Genomic DNA, 12,064 nt, shown 5'->3' with positions numbered 1-12,064 from the left:
GACCTCGGCCTCGACCGCCTGGGCCAACAGAGCACGCGCCCCATTGCGCAAGATTTCGGTGAGTTGATCGTCGACGTTTCCTGGCTGAATCAGCTTGATGATGTTATCTTTGAACACGGCATATCGCTCCTTCGGTGGAGAAGTGGAGGCGTCAAGCACCCCCACGATATGCCGCCTTCCCGATTCCCGCCGTCACCAACTTTGGGCGATAGCTCTCTGGGCCAACAGTGACTTCTCTATCTGGCGTCTACATTCTCAGTTCGCGTAATGGGGCGTTATGGAATGCAGTTTCGATATTTAGATGTTTCGCTACGGCTATCGCGATGACGCGAGTACTTTGACTTTTCCGGAAGCAGTCGACGCGCGTCGAGCCGTTATGGTGATCTCTCACTTGGTTTCCGGTGTTCGAGTGTGCAGCAACCACCATCCACCGCGATGTATCACAAGCGAAAGAGAGTCGGGGTACTGCGGGGGCGCAGAATCCGGCGCAATGCGGATGAGGACGTAGTCCCAATCTTCGATCTTGTAGTGCGGCCATACGATGGGCTTGAGGTTGCTCGCCTTGAAATCCGCGGGAAGCGACAGGTTAGGGTTTATTCGAGTTGGATAAATCGCCGTCCCCTGATGAAACCACAAATCGCTTGGAACAATGGGTCTCTGAATTAATATCAATTTGTCGTAGTGAACAAATGGATGGCCGGTAAATATTCTGCTGTCGGGCTCGAGCGGGAAATAGAGCAGTCGGCTGCGTGCTGGAACTTTTGAGAGAACATCGGACGCGCCGTTTGCTTCGTTTTGAAATTGACTTGATGCAAAGAGCGCAAGCGCCACGCTGATTGTGGCCCCAGTTTCCACGGCGGCTAGTCGTATCGATTGGAATCGGCCGCGGACCGCTCTGGTATCGAGCGTCAGAATTGCGGTCAGGATTGTCACGGGCAGCACCCGGCCATCGACAAAGCCGAACCATCCGATTGAATGCGGCAGAAGCAGAAACAGAAGGAAAGTCGATGCGCTTGCCGCCATCAGCGCCTGCGTATGCCGCGACTTCGGTGTTGATGAATCCAGTGTTTTGGAAGTCCGGTAAAATCTGACCGCGGCCCCCGCAACAATCAGCCACAGCGTCACGGCAATCAGGATGTCGATGCCTGTACGCGTCATCAGCGCCGGCGTCGCAAGCAGGCTGAGCTTGTCGAGCGCGCCTTGGAACGAAGGTGTTAGCAAAGCATGGGGCGATACGCCGCCGTCCGGCAGCGTTCCCATGTGTTCGATCCATAGTGAGTAGCCCGCGACTAGAGCCGCAGGTACAAAGACGCGGAGCTGAAAAATGCGTCTGTACCGCTCACCTGTCGATAAGGCGGTGACAAGCGCCAGAAATCCGAAGATTGCGACGGCAAACCCGTGAAAGACAAGGACGAGAGCGGCGAGGATCGCCGTGCATGCTTCCTGGCTGATCGTTGGCTCGCCGGCATCCGTCTTTGCCATCAGCGCAAGCCATTCCGTCACGGCGATCATGAGAATGGCGAGCGATATCATGTAGCTCGCGAAGCCGAGTACGGTCATGAAGCCGAAGCAAAGAATAAGCGCAGCGAATGCAAAGAACGGGTCTGCATCGCCATAAAGGCGCTTCCGGGCGTAGAGAACCGCTACGGGCAATGCCAGTACCGGCAGCGACGCCAGCGTTCTGATCGCCGCCATCGGTCCGATCCATTCCGCCAGGTGATCGCCTAGAAATCGAAATGCTGAATAGCCGCCGAGGTGCGGGTCGAGCACGAAATACTGGCGAAGGAAATCAGACCCCGGATAGGCGGTCCGCAATGCAATCACTCCGGCATGGGCCGGCAGATCCATGAACGGCAATGCGTCAAACACCCAGAAAACGGCGAGACCGCAGACCTCGAGCGCAGCAAATGCCAGCCACGGCAAGATCCGTGTTAGCGAAGTGATCGGCTGGGAAGTCGAAACAGGCTGGCTCATCGTAGGCGTTGTATCGGCGCGGGAAATGGGTGCATCGCGGATAGCGGATCCGGAAGAGGGCGGGAATGGACCGTGAGCGTCGTTACGGCTGGGACGATTGGCCGAATGTCAGGCCAGAGTAGGTTGAAGCAGGGGGCTCGTCGAGTCCACTCTCTCGGCCGCGGCGCTTGACCCCCCGAATAGCCGCCGGTATTGACCGCAGCGATGGTGACTGGGGCCTTTGTCTTTGCTGGCGGGAAGGCGCGACTGAAGGTCGTGCATCTTGTCGTGGCCGGAGACATCGGCGGCGCCGAGCGCTTTCTGATCGATCTGGCTTCCCGGCCGGATGTCACCGGTGCGGACCATACGGTTGCGCTCATGACGCCCAATCCTGAACTGCGCAAGCTGCTGCAGGACTCCGGGCTTCATGTCCGGGACCGCGGGCCGGTTCATGAAAACGGTCTGAGCTATTTGTGGAGGGCCTTCGGTCCCGCGGACCTCGCCTGGCTGGTTGATTTAATAAAGACAGAGAGGGCGGACGTCATTCACGTTCATACGTTCGCCTCGCACATTCTGGGTGTGAGGGCGGGCGCACGCAGTCAATTGCCGGTGCTGCGGACCGAGCACGGCGTCCGGCACTATCAAGACCCATCCTGTGCACTGTTTCGGCACTGGGCGCTCGATCAAACCACAGCGATTGCCGCCGTCAGTCATTTTGTCGGCCGCTTTGTCGAAGTCATTTCTCCGGCGTCAGCACCGAAGATTCGCGTGATCCATAACGGTGTGGATACGCGTCGTTTTCATGTTTTGCCTGCGAGAAAGAACAGTCCGTTTTCGATCGCAGTGGTTTCTCGGCTTGAGCCGAGTAAACGAATAGAGCTTGCCATCGAAGCGGTTGCGTTGACACCGGGCGTCGAATTGACCATCGCCGGAGACGGCACGGCGCGCGCCGCCTTGGAAAGGCTCTGCGCTAGGCGCGGTGTTGCGGGAAGGGTTCATTTCACAGGATACCAACCGGATCCGCGAGGTGTAATCGCTGCCAGCGACGCTCTTATCAATTGTTCACGGGAAGAGCCTTTCGGTCTGTCTGTTCTCGAAGCTTCCGCAATGGGCCGCCCAATTGTCGCTTTCGCCGGTGGTGGAATTCCAGAGATTGTAACGGACGGGGAAACGGGGTGGCTGGTGAGGGAGGACTCCATTGAGGGGTTCGCGACAGTGCTTCGCCGGGCTGCCGATGACACGGCCAAAGGTGTGGACTATGGCGCGAATGCTCGGTTGCTCGCAGAATCCCGCTTCACCATTGAGAAAATGTGCGCCGGTTATGCGGCCGTCTATCGAGAAATGAGCGATGCAACTGCCGTCACCGCCAGCTAACGGTTCAGTCTTGCGGACAGTTGAACCCAAGCCATCGTCGGCGCAAGACGCGCGGGACCGGAGGCTTCGCGTTCTTTTCATCAACGATACGTCACGAAATGGCGGGCCGGGCCGAACCATTCTATACGTGCTGAAATTTCTCGATCCACAGCGTATTCACCGAACGGCGCTGATCCCGCGGGAAGGGGTAGTCAGCCACCGGCTGGAGAGCGCCAACGTCGCCGAGAATCTGTTCTTTGAACCTGATCTCATTGAAAACATCTATGAGCCGGTCTCAAGGCCGATGGAGCGGACTGACTTTGATGCCCCCATTTTACTGAAGGCATCGCGCGCCGTTGCGAATGTGGTCCGCGCCACAGGAGCCATGCTGAGGCTTATCAAGCGGGTGAGGACGGAAAAATTCGACCTCGTTTTCTGCAACGGAACGACCGCAAATTTTGCGGGCGGAGCGATTGCGGCAATCACCGGCGTGCCGGTGATCTGGCATGTTCTTTATCCCTCCGTGGCTCCGCCCATCCGGCGGCTGCACTCCGCGCTTGCGGCGGGTCGAAACGTTCGATCGATCATTTGCGTCTCGCGCGCGACCGAAACGCAATTTTCCAACTGCCGGCAAAAGGTCAGGGCCATCCAAACCGCGCTGGATATTGCTGAGTTTGACAGCGGCGCCGTCAAACCGGTTCTGCGCGATGAATTCGGCCTTGCGCCGCAGACCGTGGTTTTCGGGAGTCATGGCCGTATTCTGCCGCGGAAGGGATTTATCGAACTCATCAGGGCGGCACGCATCGTCATCGATGCGTTGACGGATGAACAGCGGGCGCGATGCCGGTTTGTGATCTTCGGCGATACGCCAGAGGATATGCGCCCAGATCATCTTGAAGAATGCCGGGCACTGGTGCGTGAACTCGGCCTGGCTGAATGGGTCATCTTTGCCGGTTTCCGCCCGGACGTTCGCGCCTACGTCGCCGATTTCGATGTCGCTGTTGTGCCGAGCGTTTATGAGGATCCGCTGCCGCGCGCGGTAATGGAGGCAATGGCCCTGTCAAAGCCGGTTATCGCCTTCCGGATGGGCGGGATCGGCGAGATGATTGACGACGGCGTGGAGGGGAAACTCGTGACGGGCGCTCCGCCGGACATCAAGGGGCTTGCCGACGCGTGTCTGGCGTATTTTGGCGACGAGACCCTGCGACGCCGTCAAGGTGACGCCGCCCGGCGCCGGATTGAAAAAGATTTCAACGCCGTCAATCATGGAACCGTTCTTCAGGCCGAAATGGAACGCGTTGTTTCCCTGCACGAGGGATCGGCAGCGATCTAGCGGACAGCAGATGCGTTTTCGTGGTTCTGCGTCCGAGAAAATGAAAACCGCCCGAGCAACCACGGCATGCCGACAAGCAGGAAACCCAGCAACTGATCGACCGCGATTGTGATCATCAAAACGGCGGCCACAGCTTCCGTTGATAGTGTCAGAAAACTCGCCGCTGCAATGCCGGTTCCCACGAACAGCAGATCCTTGTTCGGCAGCAGCGGCAATCTCGAGATCAGAAGGCGCAAAGCCACGAAATAAAAACATGCAATCGCGGTCGGAAGTGCTCCCGACAGCCACCAGATGCCGAACTGAAGCACCAATGCGATGGCGCTCCGAAGCAGGTGAATTGTGAATGTCGATGCGATCTGCTGCCGGTTCAGGGTCGTGACCTTACGGCCCCCGAACACGAGAATGAGACAGAACATCAGCGGAAGGGAGGCGATCGCAATCGAGGTCCACAAATGCGTTGAGAAGAAAGTCGGAAGCGTGATGCCGCCCGATGCCGAAAGGAGCAGAAGGACCAGCCAGACCATTGCGAGACCGGCACCTGCCGAGAGAATGTTGCTATCCTTGATGGCGTGCAGCAGGGCGGTCTTCTCAAGGCTAAGCCTGTGTTGAGCCCAGAAGTAGAAATAGGCCTCTCCCGAATAATCGAGCACCATCGCGTTGAGGTAGCGCTTGCGCAGGAATATCGAAAGCGGCAGAGCCTTTTCGACCTTCCAGAGATTTCGGTAGATCAGGAGATCAGCCACGGGCTGGATGAAGAAGGGTACCAGCACCAGCAAATAGAAGCTCAAAGCAGTCGGTTTCGCTCGCCAGATCTCCAGCCAGCCGATCGAGGCAAGCTGATGCCCGATGAAGCCAAGCAGGATAACCGGGACACCCCAGCGCAACGCCTGCATGGCAAAATGGAACGGCACGGACCTCGGCTTTTCGGCCGCTTCCCCGAACTCACCCCCCACCTGTACGACGGTGTTCATACGCCCCGGACGTGCTCACTGACCCCACCAAACGATCCCATCATTTGGCGCCGTTGTCCACGACGGAGCCGTTGCGGGAGCCGAAAAGGGGCTGAGAACTCGGGGATTGTTGTTAATTCGGCCGCCTAAGGTCTGCCCGCCCGGGGCTATTCGGCCATTCTCGGGGTGGCAACGGACTGGTATGGTCCGCCAGATTATCGGGCCGTTGTGGCGGCCATCGGGCACAAGACACCTGTCCAAAGGGATATTCGTTGATGATTGAAGCCTCTCTTCTTTCGCTGATTTCAAACCCATGAATATGGCAGAGGCATCGGCTGCATTCGCCCCGGCTGTACCGCGGGCGTCGGCTTCTCGTCCGATGCGAGTCTGCCTCGTCACAAGTTCCTATAACTACATCAAGGACGGCATCGCGCTGACGCTCAATCGTTTGGTGGGCCATCTCGAAGACAAGGGTGTCGAGGTGCGGATATTTGCTCCCGTCGCTGGCTGTCCCGCTCTCGAGCATCGCGGTGATCTCACGCCGGTGCCGTCGGTCGCTCTCCCAATGAGGCCTGAATACCGGCTCGCGCTTGGCCTCCCGCGCCGCCTGCAGGCGGACATCGAGGAGTTCGATCCGGACATCATTCACATCGCCGTGCCGGATATTCTTGGATATCAAGCCTTGCGACTGGGTCAAAGACTGAAGGTGCCGGTGGTTGCGTCGTATCACACGCGCTACGACACCTACGTGAAGTTTTACGCGCCGCTGAAGCTGTTTCAAAAGCCTGTCGAAAATTATCTTCGCTTTTTCTATCGCAACTGCGTGCAGGTTTACGTACCGTCAGACTCGATGGCTGATGTTCTGCGCGAACAGGGTTTTGCGGACAATCTCGCAGCATGGCCTCGCGGTGTGGATGTCGAGAGATTTCATCCCGCCAAGCGTTCCCAGGAATGGCGCGCGCGTTACGGGATTGCCCCGGATCAGGTGGCGATTGTTTTTGTCGGCAGATTCGTTCGCGAAAAGGGTCTCGACCTGCTGGCCGATACGTTGAACGAATTGAAGCGGCGAAATGTTGCTCACCGAAGCATCGCCGTCGGTGACGGGCCCCAGCGAGCGTGGCTTGAGGAGAGGCTGCCGGATACGATATTTCCTGGGTTCCTGCACGGTGAGGATCTTGCGCAGGCGTATGCGTCGTCGGACATTTTCTTCTTCCCGAGCCAGACCGAGACTTTTGGGAATGTCACGCTGGAAGCGATGGCGTCCGGACTGCCGGCCGTTTGCGCCTTCGCGACGGGTAGCCGCTCGCTTGTGATTCCACAGGTGACCGGCTTCATGGCTGAAACAAACAGTGCCGGAGATTTTGCCGACCATTTGTCCACCCTGGTGGCCGACGCGGTCGCGCGCCGCCGCATGGCGGCGGTCGCCCGCGAGGGAAGCCTGAATTTTTCATGGGACGCCGCCATGGATCGCATGCTGGGCTATTACCGTTCCGTGCTCGGCGGCACGCTATAAGATTCGGGCGTGGCCTCATGAACCCAAATCCAGGTGGTCAGGTCGCAACGGTTCTGGACGACACGCCGCGGACGCAGATGCAGGGCGGCCGCAAGAGTTTTTCCTTCCTGGACATCAACACTTTCTTTTCGCGCCGCGCGGGCGGCATTCGTGCGTTCTACGAGGCGCGGATCAAGCATTTCAGCGGCCAGACTGATCATCGGTACGTTCTGGTCCATCCGGGCTCGCGATTCAGTTGGCGGGACAGCGATCAAAACGTATCGACAGCTGAAATCTACGGGCCGGTCGTATCGCGCGATCCGAGCGGCTATCGATTCATGCTGGATTACGCAGGCGTCTATCGTGTCATTCGCGGGAGCAGACCCGATGTTATCGAGGTGGGAGAGCCGTGGCTGTCGGGACTGTTCTGCCTGCTGATCAAGAAGCTTGGTCTCTATCAGGGGCTTTTGGTCAGCTACTTCCACAGCGATCCCATCCTCACGCACCTCTTGCCTTGGGCGAACAGGGGAGCGTTTCAAGGTTTGCGCAAGGCGGCTGTTCTCCGGCCCCTGGCATCGCTGTTTTACCGGGTGCAGCGCGCCTACGATCTAACAGTTGTTTCCTCACGAGTCATGCAGCGCCGCCTTGAGGATGAGAGCGTGCGGGTGGCGGTTGTGCCTCTCGGAATTCCGCGCATTTATCTTGAGGTGCCGCTTGCCACTCGCAAAGCGAGCGCCAATGGAAGCGAAATCAGGTGTCTGTTCGTCGGTCGTCTGAACGTCGAAAAAGGCATACAACTGATCCGCGATATCGTTCCACGTCTTCTGGCGCTCGATTATGTCCGCGTGACCGTGATTGGCCGGGGCGGAGCGCAGGATTTTTTCGCCGGCCTGAACCATCCCCGCTTTGACTACAGAGGATTTGTCGAAGACCCACTGGACGTACGAAAAATCTACGACGATCATGACATATTGCTTGCGCCGGGGCCCTTTGAAAGTTTTGGCCTTGCAGTGGTCGAGGGTATGGCGCGGGGCCTTGTTGTTGTCGGTCCCGATACGGGGGGGACCGGGGAACTTCTGCGCGACGCCAATTCCAGGTTCATCTTTCGAGCAAACGATAGCGACGATTTCCTGCGCACGGTAATGCGGGCGATGGAGTGCGATTGGATCGAGGAAGCCGCAGCCGCCAGAGAGTTCGCGTTGAAGCAGGGAACGATTGATCTGGCGATGAAGCGCATCGCCGACCTTTACGTGACGCGTCTGAGCGGGAATATCGCGAGCAGGTCGTCGTGAAGCTTCTGGTCTCACTCCATGACGTGACGCCCTTTCATTTGCCTAGGCTGCAGAAGGCCGAAGCGCTGTGTGTGGCACTCGGTGTCGACAAAATAAGCTTCCTACTCATCCCGGATTATCATTCCCTTGGGCGGTCCGATCTGAGTCCGGATTTTGTCGCCTGGTGCCGCCGTGATCGCGCTTTTGATGTTGAGTGGTTTCTTCATGGGTATACACACGCGGACGAGGCGACGGCTTCGGTTGCTTTATCCCCGCGAGATCGCTTCCGGCGCCGTTTTTTGACAGGGAGCGAAGGGGAGTTTCTTCCGCTTGAAGCGATCGACCAGCAACGTCGCATTCAGGATGGACTTGCTGTTTTCCGTCAATGCCTGCGGAGCGATCCGACGGGCTTCGTTGCGCCGGCATGGCTTTTCAATCGGCACCTATTCTCGATCCTGCGCGACAGCAGTCTTCACTACACCGAAGATCACAGCCGGCTATTTTCCGTCGCAACGGGGAAAAGCCTGCGAAGTCCCGTTATTACGTGGGCGACGCGATCCTGGTTGCGCAAACACGGATCGGTCATCGCGGCACCGCTCCTCACCAGGCACTGGCACAACGAAGACATTCTGCGTGTCGCGATGCACCCGTTCGACTTCGATCATCCGGAAACCGTGGACAGCATTCGCGAGAACCTGGCTCGCCTGGTGAGCAAACGAGAGATGCTTTTTACCAGTGAGCTTGATTTCGGGAATGCTCTTTAGGCTGCAGGACCCCGTTGCGCCTGCATCCGGTCGCGGACGACGCGAGAGTGCAGTGAATACCTCGGATCGAAAATGAACTGTGCCAAAAGTCTAGAGAGCGACTGTTTCGATTCAAGAGTGTCATAAAACTCCGGCGCTTTCGCACGAAGCGCGGGAAGCCTGTTCCACGGAATCGAAGGAAAGTCGTGATGCTCGTTGTGGTAGCCGACGTTCAAGGTGAGGAAATTCAACGGGCCGTAATAGCTGAACGTCTCCTGTTTGGCATCGAGCGTGTAGTGCTCCTGAATCCAGCGGGCGCCGAGGGGATGCAGTCCAAGTGCGAAGAGGACGGATGCAGCAAGATAAAGCAGGCCGGTCCAGCCGCAAAACAGGACAATGGCGATGTCGAAAGTAACGGCGGCGACAACACTGAGGATTGTCCATCGGTTCATGACAGATATCGAACTAAACCGGGCCGGCCGCGCGACCTGTAGAACCGGAAAGAGAATCAGCCAGATCGCCTTGGCGTACCAGCGATTGCCGACGAGATCTGCCTCCCAATGGCTGGCGAGGTCGGCGTCCCGGTCGTAGTCACCCTGATAGGCGTGGTGCTCCAGATGACAGATGCTGAAGCCGATTGCCGCCGGCAGGATATTTGGCAGATCGGCAGCGATCGCTGCCAGTTTGTTCAGCCTTCGGTCCCTGAAGATCAGGTTATGGGTTGCTTCGTGAATGATCACGTAAAGGCAGTTGTTGGCAAAAGCGCCGACCAGATATGCCGCGATCAGCGCCAGCCACCAATACGTTGTTCCAAGGTGTCCCATGAGCGCCGCCAGGCCGACCTGCAGCAGGACAACCGCAATCAGAATTGCCGCGGTCCAGGGATTGCGGCCCATGAGATCGCGGACATCCGGATGTTGCCGCAGGATCGCTTTGGTTCGTTCGGGATGAGGTTGGGCGGGCGTGGAAAAATCAAAGGCGCTGGTCATGGTGGGTTCCTTCGACATCCGACCCTGCCACGGGCCGAAGTCGATGGGAAGTACTTCCCTTCGAAGCCATTGGCCTGACCCAGCTTTCTCATGCTAGGGCTTCTCCTAACCGCCTCAAAAACACGGGCTTTCCGACAATGCTCGATGCTCGAAATCTGGCCAAGGTTTTTGGTGATCGAACGGTTGTGGGGGATGTCAGCCTTCACGTCCGGCGGGGGGACATTGTGGGCCTGATAGGCCCGGGCGGCGCGGGAAAGACAACCGTTTTCGGAATGCTCGCCGGGATTGTGACGCCCGACCGGGGAACCGTACACCTCGACGGAGCGAATGTGACATCCGCAGCCTTGTTCGAACGTGCGCGTCGTGGCCTGAGCTATCTCACGCAGGAAGCCTCGATCTTCAAGGCGCTCACCGTCGAGCAGAATATTCTGATGGTGCTTGAAACGATCGAGAGCAGCCCGGCCCGCAGGAAAAAGACGCTCAACTCTCTTCTGTCGGAATTCGGTCTGTCGGAAGTCCGCAATGCTGTGGGCGCCCGGCTATCGGGAGGCGAACGGAGGCGCTGTGAGATTGTGCTGGCGATAGCCGGGGAGCCGAGCTTCGTGTTGCTGGATGAGCCGTTCGCAGGCGTTGATCCGATCGCCGTCAGCGATGTCCGCAGGCTGGTCGGCTCACTCGCCGACCGTGGCGTCGGCGTCCTGATCACAGACCACAACGCGCGCGAGACGCTCGGTCTTGTCGACCGCGCCTATATCATCCAGTCCGGCTACGTACTCGCCCATGGGCCGCCGGCGGACATCGTCAATGATCCGTCGGTCCGGCGGATTTACCTCGGCGCAGGATTCAGACTCTAGCTCGCATCCGGAGATCATCTCGGCGGCGGCGGTCGGTCCGAGGGCGGGAATGTCTTCCGCCGCAGCAAAGGCCAGCAGATCGCGGATAGCGGCGGCGAAAATGCCGATAAAACAAGATACGCAATGCGCATCGGGTGAAATTCACCAGCAAATCGAGTTAGATTTAGCGAAAGAACCGTGTCAAACTCTCGTTTTGATCGAGCAATATGGCCGAAGGCTATGTTATGAGCGGGGGCAGATTTAAAGTATTCTTGATCAAGCCGTCGCGCTACGACGACGACGGCTATGTGATTCAATGGCGCCGCTCCCTGATCCCGGCCAACAGCCTGGCCAGTGTTTACGGTCTCGTGCGCCATTCTGCGGACGCCCGGATATTCGGACCGGATATCGAAATTGACGTCGTTGCCATCGACGAGTGCAACACGGTCGTCAATTGCCAGCGCATCGCACGTCAGATCGAAGAGGCAGGCGCAGGCCTGATTTGTCTGGTCGGCGTGCAGTCGAACCAGTTTCCCCGCACGGTCGATATTGCCCGCCAGTTTCGCGACAAAAACATCGCCGTCGTCATTGGCGGCTTTCATATCAGCGGTTGTCTGTCGATGCTGCCCGCGTTGCCCGACGATATCCAGGAGGTTCTAGATATGGGGGTATCGCTGTTCGCGGGCGAAGCCGAAGGGCAGATGGAAAATCTGCTTCGCGATGCATTCGAACGCAAGTTGCGTCCGATTTATAACTGCCTCCACGAGCTTCCCAATCTCGACGGCGCGCAAATTCCCATTCTTCCGGCCGAGAATATCCGCCGGCAGGTCACTGATTTCACCAGTTTCGATGCGGGACGCGGCTGTCCGTTTCAGTGCAGCTTCTGCACGATTATCAACGTTCAGGGCCGGAAGTCCCGGCACCGAACGGCGGACGACGTGGAGGAGATCATTCGCGCCAACGCCGCGCAGGGTGTGACGAACTTCTTTGTCACGGACGACAATTTTGCGCGAAACCGGAATTGGGAATCGATTCTGGATCGTATCATCTGGTTGCGGGAGAATGAGGGATTCAAGCCGTCGCTCATATTTCAGGTCGATACCCTGTGTCACCGAATTCCTGGATTTATCGAGAAGGTTGCGCGCGC

The 12,064-nt window shown here is 58.1% G+C and carries 11 protein-coding genes; 8 read left to right on the top strand and 3 right to left on the bottom strand.

Annotated features, from left to right (window positions below; all coding sequences use genetic code 11):
• Nucleotides 1-387: 387 nt before the first annotated feature.
• Nucleotides 388-1,533 (bottom strand): hypothetical protein, encoded by a 1,146-nt coding sequence (locus ACP7AL_RS25335; RefSeq protein WP_425995411.1) that lies wholly within the window; start codon nt 1,531-1,533, stop codon nt 388-390.
• A gap of 313 nt (nt 1,534-1,846) precedes the next feature.
• On the opposite strand from ACP7AL_RS25335, the gene ACP7AL_RS25330 reads away from it, so the two are divergent.
• The 3 genes from ACP7AL_RS25330 to ACP7AL_RS25320 all read left to right on the top strand — a co-directional run bounded on the left by ACP7AL_RS25330 (nt 1,847) and on the right by ACP7AL_RS25320 (nt 4,639).
• The gene (locus tag ACP7AL_RS25330) at nt 1,847-2,050 is read left to right on the top strand and encodes a hypothetical protein (RefSeq protein WP_425995409.1); all 204 of its coding nucleotides are present in this window, start codon (nt 1,847-1,849) and stop codon (nt 2,048-2,050) included.
• Nucleotides 2,051-2,166: 116 nt separating this feature from the next.
• Nucleotides 2,167-3,327: a glycosyltransferase family 4 protein gene (locus ACP7AL_RS25325; protein ID WP_425995407.1), complete on the top strand. Its 1,161-nt coding sequence runs from the start codon at nt 2,167-2,169 to the stop codon at nt 3,325-3,327.
• Between the two features lie 127 nt (nt 3,328-3,454).
• Nucleotides 3,455-4,639, top strand: coding sequence for a glycosyltransferase (locus ACP7AL_RS25320; RefSeq protein ID WP_425995405.1), 1,185 nt, complete (start codon nt 3,455-3,457; stop codon nt 4,637-4,639).
• Here ACP7AL_RS25320 and ACP7AL_RS25315 read toward each other — a convergent pair.
• Nucleotides 4,636-5,610, bottom strand: a complete 975-nt coding sequence (locus tag ACP7AL_RS25315) for a hypothetical protein (protein ID WP_425995403.1) — start codon at nt 5,608-5,610, stop codon at nt 4,636-4,638. The two genes, ACP7AL_RS25320 and ACP7AL_RS25315, sit on opposite strands and share 4 nt — an antisense overlap.
• Before the next feature lie 358 nt (nt 5,611-5,968).
• On the opposite strand from ACP7AL_RS25315, the gene ACP7AL_RS25310 reads away from it, so the two are divergent.
• The 3 genes from ACP7AL_RS25310 (at nt 5,969) to ACP7AL_RS25300 (ending at nt 9,116) form a co-directional block, all read left to right on the top strand.
• On the top strand, nt 5,969-7,102 hold the full coding sequence (locus ACP7AL_RS25310) for a glycosyltransferase family 4 protein (RefSeq protein WP_425995401.1): 1,134 nt from the start codon (nt 5,969-5,971) through the stop codon (nt 7,100-7,102).
• Nucleotides 7,103-7,179: 77 nt separating this feature from the next.
• Nucleotides 7,180-8,373, top strand: coding sequence for a glycosyltransferase (locus ACP7AL_RS25305; protein ID WP_425995399.1), 1,194 nt, complete (start codon nt 7,180-7,182; stop codon nt 8,371-8,373).
• Entirely contained in the window at nt 8,370-9,116 is a 747-nt protein-coding gene (locus ACP7AL_RS25300; protein ID WP_425995397.1) for a DUF2334 domain-containing protein, read from the top strand. The genes ACP7AL_RS25305 and ACP7AL_RS25300 overlap by 4 nt, the downstream gene beginning before the upstream one ends.
• On the opposite strand, the gene ACP7AL_RS25295 is transcribed toward ACP7AL_RS25300, so the two are convergent.
• Complete coding sequence (locus tag ACP7AL_RS25295; RefSeq protein ID WP_425995395.1) at nt 9,113-10,084, bottom strand: fatty acid desaturase; 972 nt, start codon at nt 10,082-10,084, stop codon at nt 9,113-9,115. The genes ACP7AL_RS25300 and ACP7AL_RS25295 overlap by 4 nt on opposite strands.
• A gap of 137 nt (nt 10,085-10,221) precedes the next feature.
• On the opposite strand from ACP7AL_RS25295, the gene lptB reads away from it, so the two are divergent.
• Both lptB and ACP7AL_RS25285 read left to right on the top strand, forming a co-directional pair.
• The gene (gene lptB, locus ACP7AL_RS25290) at nt 10,222-10,938 is read left to right on the top strand and encodes an LPS export ABC transporter ATP-binding protein (RefSeq protein WP_425995393.1); all 717 of its coding nucleotides are present in this window, start codon (nt 10,222-10,224) and stop codon (nt 10,936-10,938) included.
• Between the two features lie 251 nt (nt 10,939-11,189).
• A partial coding sequence (locus ACP7AL_RS25285; protein WP_425995391.1) for a B12-binding domain-containing radical SAM protein occupies nt 11,190-12,064 on the top strand: 875 nt, incomplete at its 3' end.

Source organism: Afipia sp. DC4300-2b1, assembly GCF_049895725.1.
GTDB lineage: Bacteria > Pseudomonadota > Alphaproteobacteria > Rhizobiales > Xanthobacteraceae > Afipia > Afipia broomeae.
This window is presented reverse-complemented; position numbering and strand designations above follow the sequence as displayed.